Raw genomic sequence first — 13,278 nt, forward strand, 5'->3', positions numbered from 1 at the left:
GACGGGGCGCGCTTGCGTCCCGCGACGGCCGGGGGCGCTGCGCCCCCCGGACCCCACGCCGCGTCGCGCCCTTCCGACAGAAAACCGCGAAATTCCCGCGTCGGGGGTAATTTCCTTCCGCGCCGAGGGGTGATAGACGCAATGCCAGCCAAAGGAGATCCGCCATGCCCGCCTATCGTTCCCGCACCACCACCCATGGCCGCAACATGGCCGGCGCACGGGGCCTGTGGCGCGCGACAGGCGTGAAGGACAGCGATTTCGGCAAGCCGATCATCGCCATCGTCAACAGCTTCACCCAGTTCGTGCCCGGCCATGTCCACCTGAAGGACCTGGGCCAGCTGGTCGCCCGGGAGGTCGAGGCGGCCGGCGGCATCGCCAAGGAATTCAACACCATCGCGGTCGACGACGGCATCGCCATGGGCCATGACGGCATGCTGTATTCGCTGCCCTCGCGCGAGGTCATCGCCGATTCGGTGGAATACATGGTCAATGCGCATTGCGCCGACGCGATGGTCTGCATCAGCAACTGCGACAAGATCACGCCGGGCATGCTGATGGCATCGCTGCGCCTGAACATCCCCACCGTCTTCGTGTCGGGCGGGCCGATGGAGGCGGGCAAGGTCGTGCTGCAGGACGGTCGCGTCAAGGCGCTGGACCTGGTCGATGCCATGGTCGCGGCGGCCGATGATTCGGTCAGCGACGAGGATGTGCAGGCGATCGAGCGGTCGGCCTGCCCAACCTGCGGGTCCTGTTCGGGTATGTTTACGGCCAATTCAATGAACTGCCTGACCGAGGCCTTGGGCCTGTCGCTGCCGGGCAACGGATCGACCCTGGCGACCCACGCCGACCGCAAGCGGCTGTTCGTCGAGGCGGGCCACCTGATCGTCGACCTGGCCAAGCGCCATTACGAGGGCGACGACTTCAGCGTCCTGCCCCGCAACGTGGCCAGCTTTGCCGCCTTCGAGAATGCGATGACGCTGGACATTGCGATGGGCGGGTCGACCAACACCGTCCTGCACCTGTTGGCCGCGGCGCATGAGGCCGAGATCGACTTTACCATGTCCGACATCGACCGCCTGTCGCGCAAGGTGCCGGTGCTGTGCAAGGTCGCGCCTGCGAAATCGGACGTGCACATGGAGGACGTCCACCGCGCCGGCGGCATCATGGCCATCCTGGGCCAGCTGGACCGCGCCGGACTGCTGGACACCTCGGTGGGCAGCGTCCATTCCGGCACGCTGGCGCAGGCGCTGGACCGGTGGGACGTGTCGCGCACGACCGCGGCGTCGGTGCACGATTTCTTCCGTGCGGCGCCGGGCGGGGTGCCGACGCAGACCGCGTTCTCTCAGGCGAACCGCTATGACGACGTGGACCTGGACCGCGAGGCGGGCGTGATCCGGTCGTCGGAGCACGCGTTCTCGCGCGATGGCGGGCTGGCGGTGCTGTATGGCAACCTGGCCGAGGACGGTTGCATCGTGAAGACGGCGGGGGTGGACGATTCGAATCTGACCTTCGAGGGGCCCGCGCATATCTTCGAAAGCCAGGACGACAGCGTCAGTGCCATCCTGACCGGCAAGGTCAAGGCCGGAGAGGTCGTGCTGATCCGCTATGAAGGACCGCGCGGCGGGCCGGGGATGCAGGAGATGCTGTATCCGACCAGCTATCTGAAATCCAAGGGTCTGGGCAAGGAATGCGCGCTGGTGACCGACGGGCGGTTCTCGGGCGGGTCTTCGGGGCTGTCGATCGGCCATGTCTCTCCCGAGGCGGCCGAGGGTGGCACGATCGGCCTTGTCGAGCAGGGCGACCTGATCCGCATCGACATCCCGAACCGCAAGATCGAGTTGGTGGTCGACGACGCGACCTTGGCCGCCCGCCGCGCCACCCGCGATGCAGAAGGCTGGAAGCCCGCCAAGCCGCGCAAGCGCAAGATCACCACGGCCCTGCGCGCCTATGCGGCGATGACCACCAGCGCGGCAAAGGGCGCCGTCCGGGTGATCCCGGAGTAAGTGGCGGGGCGCCGGTCACCTGGCGCCCTCCAAGTCGCCGATCAGCGCCTCCATCTCGGCGATCTCGCGGCGCTGCGTCTCGATGATGCCATCGGCCAGCGCGCGCACACGGGGATCGGTGATCTGGGCCCGGGTGCTGGTCAGGATGGCGATGGAGTGATGCGGGATCATCGCCTTCATCCAGGACACCTGGTCCACCGTCGCCTGACTGCGCACCATCGCGACGCCCAGGCCAAGGACGACGACCGCCCCCGCCAGGACCGCGACATTGGCGCGGCGGTTCGCAAACATCCGCCACATCGCGACCAGCATCACGATCGCCATCCCGCCCCCCATATACAGGGCCATCCAGGCGCGGGTCTGACTGAACCGGACATGCGACAGATTCCAGGTGTTCAGATACATCATCGCGAACATCGCAACGGTCGAGACAGCGACGGTCGCCAGAAAGCGGGCATGGGTCATGGCATGGCCTTTCATAAGAAGTGCCTGCCCCCAACAGGGGACCCACGCCGATGTTCCCTCAGCCCAAGGGACCGGGGCGGCGTTCCTCGGACAGCATCACGTTCGCCTCGACCTGGCCCACGCCGGGCAGGGTCATGATGCGTCGGCGCAGGATGCGTTCGAAATCACTGATGTCGCGGGCGGTGATTCGCAGCCGGTAGTCGAACTGGCCCAGGACGTGCTGGACCAGCTGCACCTCGGGGATGGCGGTGACGGCGCGTTCGAAATCCTCAAGCCCGGTGCGGCCCTTGGCGGCCAGCTTGATCCCCAGGAACACGGTCACGCCAAAGCCGAGCGCGGCCGGGTCCAGCACCACGCGCCGGCCGGCGATCACGCCCTGATCCGTCAGTCGCCTGATGCGCCGCCACGCGGCAGGCTGGCCGATGCCGACCGCGCGCCCGATATCGGCGGCGCTGGTGGTCGCGTCGCGTGCCAGCGCCCGCAGGATGGCCAGATCGGTCGCGTCCAGGTCGGTCACAGGGCCAGATCCTCGCTGTCCTTGATGGTCGCGACCAGCATCAGCGCGTCCAGTTCGGCGATATGCGGCAGGGTCAGGATGCGGTCGCGATAGACCTGCTGCCAATGCGCCATGTCGCGGGCGATGACCGAGGCGCGCCAGTCGACGCTGCCCAGGAAGGACTGGATCTCAATCACCTCGGGGACCTGGCGCAGGGCTGCGACGAACTCGTCGAAGGCGCGCGGGTTGGTCTTGTCCAGCGTGAAGCGCAGGCTGACCTCGACCGCCCAGCCCATCGCGCGCCAGTCGATGCGGGCCTGCACGCCGCGCAGGACGCCGGCCTCGCGCATACGCTCCATCCGTCGCCACAGGCTGGCCGCGGTGACGCCCGCGCGTTCGGCCAGCGTCGCATTTGCGGCGGCGGGATCGGCCAGAAGCTGGCGCAGGATGCGGCGATCGGTGGGATCAGGCATGAAAGTCATGAGACTGGCATTATCATGGTATGATCTTTTCGCAAGACGCATGAATCTTTGATCGAATGCGGAGGTTCGAACCCTGTCTAACGGCTAGAACGGTGTCAGCAAATCGAAAGGACTTCCCCATGCGCGTTTACTATGACCGCGATTGCGACGTGAACCTGATCAAGGACGCCAAGGTCGCGATCCTGGGCTATGGCAGCCAGGGCCATGCCCACGCCCTGAACCTGCGTGACAGCGGTGCCAAGAACGTCGTCGTGGCCCTGCGCGAGGGCAGCCCGTCCGCCAAGAAGGCCGAGGGCGAGGGTCTGAAGGTCATGGGCATCGCCGAAGCCGCCGCCTGGTGCGACGTCATCATGTTCACCATGCCCGACGAACTGCAGGCCGAGACCTACAAGAAGTACGTCCATGACAACCTGCGCGAAGGCGCGGCGATCGCCTTTGCCCACGGCCTGAACGTGCATTTTGGCCTGATCGAGCCCAAGCCCGGCGTCGATGTCATCATGATGGCGCCCAAGGGCCCCGGCCACACGGTGCGCGGCGAATACACCAAGGGCGGCGGCGTGCCCTGCCTAGTTGCGGTGCATCAGAACGCCTCGGGCAAGGCGATGGATATCGGCCTGTCCTACTGCTCGGCCATCGGTGGTGGCCGGTCGGGCATCATCGAGACCAACTTCCGCGAGGAATGCGAGACGGACCTGTTCGGCGAACAGGCGGTCCTGTGCGGCGGCCTGGTCGAACTGATCCGCATGGGCTTCGAGACGCTGGTCGAGGCCGGCTACGAGCCCGAAATGGCGTATTTCGAGTGCCTGCACGAGGTCAAGCTGATCGTCGACCTGATCTACGAGGGCGGCATCGCGAACATGAACTACTCGATCTCGAACACGGCCGAATACGGCGAATACGTGTCCGGCCCGCGCATCCTGCCCTATGATGAGACGAAAGCCCGCATGAAGGCCGTCCTGCGCGACATCCAGACCGGCAAGTTCGTGCGCGATTTCATGCAGGAGAACGCCGTCGGCCAGCCGTCGTTCAAGGCGACGCGCCGCATCAACGACGAGCATCAGATCGAACAGGTCGGCGCCAAGCTGCGCGAGATGATGCCCTGGATCTCCAAGGGCAAGATGGTCGACCGCGCGCGCAACTGATCTGTCGAAGCCGGGGGTTTCACACCCCCCGGACCCCCGTGGGGTATTTGGGCAAAGAAGATGTCATTCTCCTTTGTCCAAATACCCTGGGGGGAGTCCGAAGGACGGGGGGCAACGCCCCCCTTCCTCATGCCTGCAGCTTGTCCTGCGTCTTCGTCTGAAAATCCGACGCGTCATGGCGTTCATGCAGCTGTTTCGCGGGATCGCCGGACACGTTGTTCACCATGATGCCACGCTGAACCGCCGGGCGCGCCGCGATCTCGGCCTGCCAGCGATGCAGGTTGCGATAGCTTTCGGCATCCAGGAAGGTCGCCGCATCGCCGTAGGCGCCCCCCGTGATCAGTCGCCCGTACCACGGCCAGATCGCCATGTCGGCGATGGTGTAGTCGTCGCCCGCGATGAAGCGGCTGTCGGCCAGGCGCTTGTCCAGCAGGTCCAGCTGACGCTTGACCTCCATGGTAAAGCGGTCGATCGCGTATTCGATCTTGGTGGGTGCATAGGCGTAGAAATGCCCGAAGCCGCCGCCCAGATAGGGGCCCGCGCCCATCTGCCAGAACAGCCAGTTCAATGTCTCGGTTCGTGCGGCGGAATCCGTGGGCAGGAAGGCCCCGTATTTCTCGGCCAGGTACAGCAGGATGGATCCTGATTCGAAGACCCTCTGCGGGGGGCTGACCGAATGGTCCATCAGTGCGGGGATCTTGCTGTTCGGGTTCGCCGCGACGAAGCCGCTTCCGAACTGATCGCCGTCACCGATCTTGATCAGCCACGCGTCATACTCGGCGTCATGGCCGGCCTCCAGCAGCTCCTCCAGCAGGATCGTGACCTTCTGCCCGTTGGGCGTTGCCAGCGAATAAAGCTGCAGCGGATGCTGGCCCACGGGCAGGTCGCGGTCATATTGGGCCCCGGCGGTGGGCTTGTTGATGCTGGCGAACTGGCCGCCATTCTCCTTGCCCGGGGTCCAGACCTTGGGCGGGTTATAGTCGTCGCTCATCGGGGTGTCCTGTGATTGCGTCGGATCAGAGATGTGGGCGGGCTTGCGAAACATCAACCGGTGGCTTGCGATGTTCTTATTATGTTCTATAATTGCAAGATGCTTCCGCCCCGTGATCCCGACCAGCGCATCAAGGCCCGTGGGGCCGACACTCGCCCCGCGGGGCGGTACGAACAGCAGGTCAGGACCCGAGAAGCCGACGACTGGGACATCGCCGAGGATCAATCCCTGCTGCGGACCGAGGTAACGGTCGAGCGCCCGCGCAGCATCATCACCCGCAATACCTCTCCGGACATCAGCTTCGACCGGTCGATCAATCCCTATCGGGGGTGCGAACATGGCTGCATCTACTGCTATGCGCGGCCGACGCATGCTTGGCTGGGCCTGTCGCCGGGTCTGGATTTCGAGACGCGGATCACCGCAAAGCCCGATGCGGCCGACCTGCTGGCGCGCGAACTGGCGCGGCCCAGCTATCGCCCCGCGCCGATCGCCCTGGGCACGAACACCGATCCCTATCAGCCGGTCGAAAAGCGACTTGCGATCATGCCCGGCATCCTGCGGGTGCTGCGCGATTGGAACCACCCGGTGACACTGGTGACGCGGGGCCAGACCGTCCTGCGCGATCTGGACCTGTGGGCGGAACTGGCGGCACGCGATCAGGCCTCGGTGGGTGTCAGCATCACCACGCTGGACGCGGATCTTGCCCGTACGCTGGAACCGCGCGCGCCGGCACCCGCGACCCGTTTGCGGATGATCAGGGATCTGTCACGCGCGGGCGTGCCCGTCCGCGTGATGGTCGCCCCGGTCATCCCCGTTCTGACCGAGCCCGAGATCGAGGCGATCCTGACCGCCGCGCGCGAGGCCGGGGCCACCACCGCCACGATGATCCACCTGCGCCTGCCGCATGAGGTGGCGCCGCTGTTTCGCGATTGGCTGGAACGGCACCGGCCGGGGATGGCCGCGCATGTGATGAACCGCGTGCAGGACATGCGCGGCGGGCGCGACAACGACCCGCGTTTCGGCCACCGGTTTCGCGGAGAGGGCCTGCACGCGCAACTGGCCCAGCAGCGGTTCCGGCTGGCGCGAACCAGGTTGGGGTACCGGACGGGCGGGCCGGCGCTGGACTGTTCGCGGTTCGGGCCGCCGCCCAAGGCCGGGGACCAGCTATCGCTGTTCTAGTGGCGGCGGTCGTCCTCGCCGCAGCTGCTGAAGGCGCCCAGCTGTGCGGTGATCCGGTCCAGCGCGGGGCGGGGGCCGCGGGGGCGGGTCTCCAGCGCCTCGTGCATCGCGCGCAGATGCGCGGGCATGGTCCCGCAGCAACCGCCGATGATCCGCACGCCCAGGTCGCGCGCAAGGCAGGCGTAATCGGCCATCAGTTCGGGCGTGCCGTCGTAATGGATATGGCCGTCCTGCAGATGCGGCACGCCCGCATTGCCCTTGGCGATGGTCGGGCGTTCATTGCCCGATGCGGCAAGACCGGTGACCGACCGCAGCAGGTCGGACGCGCCGACGCCGCAATTGGCGCCATAGGCCACGGGCGGATTGGGCAAACGTTCCACCGCGGCGGCCAGCTGTCCCGGCGTCACGCCCATGATCGTGCGGCCCGCGGTGTCAAAGCTGAGGCTGCCGCACCAGGCCATGCCGGCGAGGCGCGCGGCCTCGGCCGCGGCGCGCAACTCCTCCAGCGAGGAGAGGGTCTCGACCCACAGGATGTCGGCGCCGCCGTCGCGCAGCGCCTCGGCCTGTTCGTGGAACATCTGGACGGCACGTGCATGGGTCAGGCTGCCCATCGGGGCCATGAATTCGCCGCTGGGGCCCATGCTGCCCGCGACGATGACGGTGCGGCCCGCGCGGTCGGCCTGATCGCGGGCGATCTCGGCGGCGCGGCGGTTCAGTTCGGTGACGCGGGCGGCTGCGCCGTGGCGCGCCAGGCGGCTGGCATTCGCGCCAAAGCTGTTGGTCAGGAACAGATCGGACCCGGCCTCGATCGCGCTGCGGTGCAGGGCGGCGATGCGGTCGGGATGGGTGGCGTTCCAGATCTCGGCCGGGGTGTCGGCGTCTAGGCCCATGTTGAACAGGGCGGTCCCCGTCGCGCCGTCGGCCAGCACGTGCGGGCGGGTCTGCAGCATCAGGGACAGCGCGTCGGTCATCACCACTTCCTTGGCCACGGCCAAGGGGGCCGGGGCGATGTCGGGTCCAGTCATCAGGTCCATGTCGGGATGTGTCACAGCAAGGAGAATTTTGACAGGAACGAATGAAAAACCGCGCCGGTTTCCCGGCGCGGCAAAAAAGTCTGCGCTTGATCCGGTGGGATCAGTTGCGGTCGCGGTCGTCGCCTTCGCCGTCATCGGCACCGCCGATGTCGTCGAACAGTTCGGCGATCTCGAACTCGGCCTCGGCGTCGGCTTCGGCGGCCATGTCCTGGATGGACTTGCCCTGCGCCTGCAGCTCTGCCTCTTCGGCCGAGCGGGCGACGTTCATGGTGATCGTCGCCTCGACTTCCGGGTGCAGCACGACGGTCACGTCATGCAGGCCCAGTTCCTTGATCGGCTCGCGCAGGACGACCGACTTGCGGTCGACGGTGAAGCCGGCCTCGGTCGCGGCCTCGGCCGCGTCACGCGTGGTGACCGAGCCGTACAGCGCGCCCGAATCGGATGCGGAACGGATGACCACGAAGGTCTGGCCGTCCAGCTTGTCCGCGATCTTCTGGGCTTCGGCCTTCGACTCCGCGTTGCGGGTCTCCAGCTGCGCCTTCTGACCTTCGAACGCCTTGATGTTGGTTTCCGACGCGCGCATCGCCTTGCCCTGGGGCAGGAGATAGTTGCGTGCGAAGCCTTGCTTGACGTTCACGACTTCGCCCATCTGGCCCAGCTTGGCCACACGTTCCAGCAGGATGACTTGCATCGTTCAGGTCTCCTTACTTGACGACATAGGGCAGCAGGGCCAGGAAACGCGCGCGCTTGATGGCACGGGCCAGCTCGCGCTGTTTCTTGGCCGAGACGGCGGTGATGCGCGAGGGCACGATCTTGCCGCGTTCGCTGATGTAGCGCTGCAGCAGGCGGGTGTCCTTGTAGTCGATCGCAGGTGCGTTATCGCCCGAGAACGGGCAGACCTTGCGACGACGGAAGAAGGGTTTGTTGGCCATTCGTCAGATCCTCTCAGTTCCGCTCGCGGCGTTCGCCGCGGTCGCCGCCACGATCACCACGGTCGCCGCGATCGCGGTCGCCACGGTCGCCCCGGGGACGGTCGCCACGGTCACCGCGCTCGCCACGCTCTTCGCGCTTCTGCATCTGGACCGAGGGGCCTTCCTGATGCTCGTCCACGCGGATGGTCATCACGCGCATCACGTCATCATGCAGGCGGGCCAGGCGTTCCATTTCCAACACGGCGCCCGAGGGGGCGTCGGTGCGCAGGAAGGCATAGTGGCCCTTGCGGTTCTTGTTGATCTTGTAGGCCAGGGTGCGCACACCCCAGTATTCGTGCTCGACGACCTTGCCGCCATTGTCGGCGAGAACGGTCGAGAAGTGTTCGATCAGCCCTTCGGCCTGCGTGTTCGACAGGTCCTGGCGGGCGATCAGCACATGCTCGTACAGAGGCATGGCGATCCTTTCGGTTTGAATGCGCATTTCATCGACGGGCCGTCCCTTCCGCACCCGTCACGAGAGGCTGCGCCGTTACAGTCAAGCTCAGGCGGAAGGATGGCGTGTCATAGCAGCGAACCGCGCGGATGCAAGGGTTTTCGCCCCCGGCCGCGTCCGGCGCCCCTTGCGCCCGTCCATGCGCGCGGCCAATCTGGCCGCCGGCACGACAGGGGGAGCGGCGATGGCGCTGGAAGATGCGAAGACCCAGGTGGATCAGGCCTTCACGCGCGACAGCCTGCGCGGGCTGTCCTTCGAGAACGCCTTTGGCGGGGCCACCAGCTTTCTGCGCCGCCGCTATACCAAGGACCTGGGCGGCGTCGACGTAGCGGTGACGGGCATCCCCTTCGACCAGGCGGTGACTCACCGGCCCGGAACACGCTTTGGACCGCGCGCGATCCGCGAGGCGTCCAGCCTGCAGGCCTTCGATCCGCCCTATGGCTGGGGCTATGATCCGATGGCGGTGCTGGACGTGGTCGATTACGGCGACATGGCGTTCGATTACGCCAATGTCCGCGAGGTGCCCGCCCGGATCGAGGCGCATGTCGGCGCGATCCTGGATGCGGGTGCGGCGCCGATCACCCTGGGGGGCGATCATTTCATCACGCTGCCGATCCTGCGCGCGGTCGCGGCGCGGCGGGGGCCCGTGGCACTGATCCAGTTCGACGCGCATTCCGACACATGGGTCGACGACGACCCGGACCGGATCGACCACGGCACGTTCCTGTACAAGGCGATCAAGGCGGGGATCGTGGACCCGGCGGCCAGCGTGTCGATCGGCATCCGCACCGACAATCCCGACACGCTGGGCGTGACCATCCTGGATGCGCCGTCGTTGCATCGGGACGGGATCGAGGCGACGCTGTCGCGGGTGCGGGCGGTGGTCGGCGACCGGCCCTGCTATGTGACGTTCGACATCGACGCGCTGGACCCGGCCTTTGCGCCGGGCACCGGCACTCCGGTCTGGGGCGGGCTGGCCAGCTGGCAGGCGGCGGCGCTGCTACGCGGGCTGGCGGGGATCGACCTGATCGGCGGCGACGTGGTCGAGGTCTCTCCGCCCTATGACACGACCGGGGCCACGGCGATCGCGGGCGCGCATGTCGCGCTGGAGCTGATCGCGCTGTTCGGCTGGTCGCGGCGATGAGTTGCGTCCCGCGCCGCGCCGGGGGGCTGCGCGCCCCCCGGACCCCCCCGGCGTCGTGCCGGAATGCAAGGGCGCTTGTACGGTCCGGGGCCGGGGGGTAAGCCGCATCCATGTTGCCCCAGGACCGCCTTGACCAGATCGCCGCCCGCTTCGAGTTTCTCGAGGCGCAGCTGAATGCCGGCCCCGCCGCCGACCAGATCGCCAGGATCAGCCGCGAATATGCCGAACTGAAGCCGGTCGTTGCCCAGATCGACCGCTGGCGCGCCGCCCAGGACGGGCTGGTCGAGGCCCGCGCCCTGCTGGCCGATCCCGAGATGCGCGACCTGGCCGAGGACGAGCTGCGCCGTCTGGGCGCATTGCTGCCCGCGCTGGAGCAGGACCTGCGGCTGGCGCTGCTGCCGCGCGATGCGGCGGACGCGCGCCCCGCGATCCTGGAGATCCGCCCCGGAACCGGGGGCGACGAGGCCGCGCTGTTCGCGGGCGACCTGCTGGAGATGTACCGCCGCCACGCCGAGGCCCAGGGCTGGCAGTTCCAGACGCTGGAACTGACCCGGACCGAGCTGGGCGGCATCAAGGAGGCCATCGCCCGGATCGAGGGCGAGGGCGTCTTTGCCCGCTTGAAATACGAATCCGGCGTGCACCGGGTGCAGCGGATCCCCTCGACCGAATCGGGCGGGCGCATCCATACCAGCGCGGCCACCGTGGCCGTCCTGCCCGAGGCCGCCGAGGACGTCGAGATCGACATTCCCGCGACCGACATCCGCATCGACACGATGCGCGCGTCCGGCGCGGGCGGCCAGCATGTCAACACGACCGATTCGGCCGTGCGCATCACCCACCTGCCCACCGGCATCGTCGTCACCAGCAGCGAGAAGTCGCAGCACCAGAACCGCGCCAACGCGATGGCCGTGCTGCGCGCGCGCCTCTATGACATGCAGCGCGCCGCCGCCGATGCCGAACGATCCGCCGACCGGCGCGCGCAGGTCGGCAGCGGCGACCGCAGCGAGCGCATCCGCACCTATAACTTTCCGCAGGGCCGCATGACCGACCACCGCATCAACCTGACGCTTTATGCCCTGGACCGGGTCATGGCCGGCGACCTGACCGAGATCATCGACGCCCTGACCGCCCATGACCAGGCCGCCCGCCTGGCCGAGGCGCAGTGAGGCTGTCGGACGCCCAGGCCCAGGGCACGGCGCTGCTGCGCGCGGCGGGCATCGCGGGCGCGTCGCGCGACGCCGACCGCATCCTGGCCGCGGTGCTGGAGATCGAGCCGGGCCAGCTGCGCATCACCGACGACCGCGCGCTGACCGACGATCAGGCGACGCAGTTCAACCGCGGCATCGCGGCCCGCGCCCTGCGCCAGCCCGTGGCCCAGATCACCGGTTTCCGCGATTTCTGGGCGCATCGTTTCAAGGTCACGCGCGACACGCTGGACCCGCGCCCCGAGACCGAGGCGCTGGTCGAGGCGGCACTGGCGCGGCCCTGGCGGCGGGTGCTGGACCTGGGGACGGGGACGGGGGCGATCCTGATCTCGCTTCTGGCGGCGCGTCCGGGGACGACGGGGCTGGGAACCGACATATCCGAGGCCGCGCTGCAGGTTGCGCGTCACAATGCCCGGCGGATCGGCGTGGACGCGCGGTTCCGCCAGGCCGACTGGCTGGACGGGGTCGAGGGGCCGTTCGACCTGGTCGTGTCGAACCCGCCCTATATCGCGGCGATCGAGATGGCGCTGCTGGACCCCGACGTGCGCGACTGGGAACCCCGCCATGCGCTGACGGACGAAGGCGACGGGCTGGGCGCCTATCGCACCATCGCGGCGGGCGTGCGCGGCCTGCTGTCGCCCAAGGGCGCCGCCCTGGTCGAGATCGGACCGACCCAGGGCGCGGCGGTCGCGGCGCTGTTCCGGGCGCACGGCGCGCAGGTTCGCGTGCTGCCCGATCTGGATGGACGCGACCGGGTGGTGCTGGCGGATTTCGCGCCCGCTGCGGCGGTTTGACGCCCATTTCGGCGTGATTTTCGCAGTTTTCCCTTGTCTGGCCCGTCATTGCATGGTTAGTCGGCAGCGTGCGACAGGCCCTAGCCGTCGCATGGGTCAGCCTGACAACTGCCGATACCGAAGGGGTGCATCTGGTGCGCCGCGGTTGGGCAAGGCAGGGCTGAACGGAGTGGTCACAGCCCCCGTATCCGTCCGACACCGCCGTCCAGTTCACGCTGGCATCCCGACGCCCGGAAACATTACAGACAAGACTGATGAGATCATCAAAATCCCGCTCGCGTAGCAAATCGAACCGCCAGCGCACGCTGGGGAACATCACCAATCGCGTCTTTGACAGCTCGGGGCCCGAGGGCAAGGTGCGTGGCACCCCCCAGCAGATCATCGAGAAATACCTGACGCTGGCGCGCGACGCGCAGCTGTCCCATGACCGCGTCGCGGAGCAGAGCTTTCTGCAGCACGCCGAGCATTACACCCGCATGCTGGGCGAGGCGAACCGCGAGATGGCCGAACGCCAGGGCCGCCCCGACGATGACGGCTATCAGAGCAACATCGGCAGCCATGGTTATCACCAGGGTGGCCAGAACGGCGGTCAGAACAACGGTGGCCAGAACAGCGGCGATCGGAACAATGGTGGCCAGAACGGCAATCAGGGTGAGGGCAACCAGCGCCGCGACCATCAGCAGCGCGACGGCGGACAGCAGCGGGACCAGCAGCGCGATGGCGGACACCAGCCCCGCGACGGCCAGCGCGATCACCAGGCCCGCGATGGTCAGCCCCGTGAGAACCAGGGTCGCGACAGCCAACCCCGCGACAATCAGAATCGTGACAATCAGGCCCGCGACAATCAGGGTCGTGACAGTCAGCGCGACAACCAGCCGCGTGAGCAGCGCCCGCGGTCCGAGCCGCGCCAGGACGCGC

At 67.6% G+C, this 13,278-nt stretch carries 15 protein-coding genes; 7 read left to right on the forward strand and 8 right to left on the reverse strand.

Translation table 11 applies throughout. The features are described 5' to 3' along the window. Positions 1–164 precede the first annotated feature (164 nt). Positions 165–2,003: a dihydroxy-acid dehydratase gene (gene ilvD / locus TW83_RS02000; RefSeq protein WP_045981099.1), complete on the forward strand. Its 1,839-nt coding sequence runs from the start codon at positions 165–167 to the stop codon at positions 2,001–2,003. 15 nt (positions 2,004–2,018) lie between these two features. Here ilvD and TW83_RS02005 read toward each other — a convergent pair whose 3' ends face one another. The 3 genes from TW83_RS02005 to TW83_RS02015 are packed head-to-tail and all read right to left on the reverse strand — an operon-like array spanning position 2,019 to position 3,437. Beyond that, a complete protein-coding gene (locus TW83_RS02005) occupies positions 2,019–2,468 on the reverse strand; it encodes a DUF305 domain-containing protein (protein ID WP_045981116.1) in 450 nt (149 codons plus the stop codon). Between the two features lie 58 nt (positions 2,469–2,526). Continuing rightward, entirely contained in the window at positions 2,527–2,985 is a 459-nt protein-coding gene (locus TW83_RS02010) for an Lrp/AsnC family transcriptional regulator (RefSeq protein WP_045981100.1), read from the reverse strand. After that, positions 2,982–3,437: an Lrp/AsnC family transcriptional regulator gene (locus TW83_RS02015; protein ID WP_045981117.1), complete on the reverse strand. Its 456-nt coding sequence runs from the start codon at positions 3,435–3,437 to the stop codon at positions 2,982–2,984. The genes TW83_RS02010 and TW83_RS02015 overlap by 4 nt, the downstream gene beginning before the upstream one ends. A 128-nt stretch (positions 3,438–3,565) precedes the next feature. Between TW83_RS02015 and ilvC the strand changes: the two genes are divergently transcribed. Then, positions 3,566–4,588, forward strand: a complete 1,023-nt coding sequence (ilvC, locus tag TW83_RS02020; RefSeq protein WP_045981101.1) for a ketol-acid reductoisomerase — start codon at positions 3,566–3,568, stop codon at positions 4,586–4,588. 127 nt (positions 4,589–4,715) lie between these two features. Here the strand turns inward: ilvC and yghU are convergent, their stop codons facing one another. Then, positions 4,716–5,579 (reverse strand): glutathione-dependent disulfide-bond oxidoreductase, encoded by an 864-nt coding sequence (gene yghU, locus TW83_RS02025; RefSeq protein ID WP_045981102.1) that lies wholly within the window; start codon positions 5,577–5,579, stop codon positions 4,716–4,718. Between the two features lie 99 nt (positions 5,580–5,678). On the opposite strand from yghU, the gene TW83_RS02030 reads away from it, so the two are divergent. After that, positions 5,679–6,758, forward strand: a complete 1,080-nt coding sequence (locus TW83_RS02030) for a PA0069 family radical SAM protein (protein ID WP_239441265.1) — start codon at positions 5,679–5,681, stop codon at positions 6,756–6,758. Here the strand turns inward: TW83_RS02030 and bmt are convergent. The 4 genes from bmt to rpsF all read right to left on the reverse strand — a co-directional run bounded on the left by bmt (position 6,755) and on the right by rpsF (position 9,178). Then, positions 6,755–7,729, reverse strand: coding sequence for a betaine--homocysteine S-methyltransferase (gene bmt, locus TW83_RS02035; RefSeq protein ID WP_045981118.1), 975 nt, complete (start codon positions 7,727–7,729; stop codon positions 6,755–6,757). The two genes, TW83_RS02030 and bmt, sit on opposite strands and share 4 nt — an antisense overlap. A 163-nt stretch (positions 7,730–7,892) precedes the next feature. Continuing rightward, a complete protein-coding gene (rplI, locus tag TW83_RS02040; protein WP_045981104.1) occupies positions 7,893–8,483 on the reverse strand; it encodes a 50S ribosomal protein L9 in 591 nt (196 codons plus the stop codon). A 13-nt stretch (positions 8,484–8,496) separates the two neighbouring features. After that, a complete protein-coding gene (gene rpsR, locus TW83_RS02045) occupies positions 8,497–8,724 on the reverse strand; it encodes a 30S ribosomal protein S18 (protein ID WP_042247758.1) in 228 nt (75 codons plus the stop codon). Positions 8,725–8,737: 13 nt separating this feature from the next. Continuing rightward, on the reverse strand, positions 8,738–9,178 hold the full coding sequence (gene rpsF, locus TW83_RS02050) for a 30S ribosomal protein S6 (RefSeq protein ID WP_045981105.1): 441 nt from the start codon (positions 9,176–9,178) through the stop codon (positions 8,738–8,740). Between the two features lie 223 nt (positions 9,179–9,401). Between rpsF and speB the strand changes: the two genes are divergently transcribed. From speB to TW83_RS21965, 4 genes are all read left to right on the forward strand, one after another. After that, on the forward strand, positions 9,402–10,361 hold the full coding sequence (gene speB / locus TW83_RS02055; protein ID WP_045981106.1) for an agmatinase: 960 nt from the start codon (positions 9,402–9,404) through the stop codon (positions 10,359–10,361). A gap of 110 nt (positions 10,362–10,471) precedes the next feature. After that, positions 10,472–11,527, forward strand: coding sequence for a peptide chain release factor 1 (gene prfA / locus TW83_RS02060; RefSeq protein ID WP_045981107.1), 1,056 nt, complete (start codon positions 10,472–10,474; stop codon positions 11,525–11,527). Next, positions 11,524–12,360, forward strand: a complete 837-nt coding sequence (gene prmC / locus TW83_RS02065; protein WP_045981108.1) for a peptide chain release factor N(5)-glutamine methyltransferase — start codon at positions 11,524–11,526, stop codon at positions 12,358–12,360. The genes prfA and prmC overlap by 4 nt, the downstream gene beginning before the upstream one ends. A 254-nt stretch (positions 12,361–12,614) precedes the next feature. Then, on the forward strand, positions 12,615–13,278 hold a 664-nt coding region (locus TW83_RS21965), incomplete at its 3' end, for a DUF4167 domain-containing protein (RefSeq protein WP_239441266.1).

Origin of the sequence: Paracoccus sp. S4493 (assembly GCF_000967735.1) — a bacterium.
In the GTDB taxonomy this organism is placed as follows: domain Bacteria; phylum Pseudomonadota; class Alphaproteobacteria; order Rhodobacterales; family Rhodobacteraceae; genus Paracoccus; species Paracoccus marcusii.

Bases quoted from the DNA above. Each gene is read 5' to 3' on its own strand.
- ilvD (WP_045981099.1), top strand. From the start codon at position 165: ATGCCCGCCTATCGTTCCCGCACCACCACCCATGGCCGCAACATGGCC.
- TW83_RS02005 (WP_045981116.1), bottom strand. From the start codon at position 2,468: ATGACCCATGCCCGCTTTCTGGCGACCGTCGCTGTCTCGACCGTTGCG.
- TW83_RS02015 (WP_045981117.1), bottom strand. From the start codon at position 3,437: ATGCCTGATCCCACCGATCGCCGCATCCTGCGCCAGCTTCTGGCCGAT.
- ilvC (WP_045981101.1), top strand. From the start codon at position 3,566: ATGCGCGTTTACTATGACCGCGATTGCGACGTGAACCTGATCAAGGAC.
- yghU (WP_045981102.1), bottom strand. From the start codon at position 5,579: ATGAGCGACGACTATAACCCGCCCAAGGTCTGGACCCCGGGCAAGGAG.
- TW83_RS02030 (WP_239441265.1), top strand. From the start codon at position 5,679: ATGCTTCCGCCCCGTGATCCCGACCAGCGCATCAAGGCCCGTGGGGCC.
- bmt (WP_045981118.1), bottom strand. From the start codon at position 7,729: ATGACCGACGCGCTGTCCCTGATGCTGCAGACCCGCCCGCACGTGCTG.
- rplI (WP_045981104.1), bottom strand. From the start codon at position 8,483: ATGCAAGTCATCCTGCTGGAACGTGTGGCCAAGCTGGGCCAGATGGGC.
- rpsR (WP_042247758.1), bottom strand. From the start codon at position 8,724: ATGGCCAACAAACCCTTCTTCCGTCGTCGCAAGGTCTGCCCGTTCTCG.
- rpsF (WP_045981105.1), bottom strand. From the start codon at position 9,178: ATGCCTCTGTACGAGCATGTGCTGATCGCCCGCCAGGACCTGTCGAAC.
- speB (WP_045981106.1), top strand. From the start codon at position 9,402: ATGGCGCTGGAAGATGCGAAGACCCAGGTGGATCAGGCCTTCACGCGC.
- prfA (WP_045981107.1), top strand. From the start codon at position 10,472: ATGTTGCCCCAGGACCGCCTTGACCAGATCGCCGCCCGCTTCGAGTTT.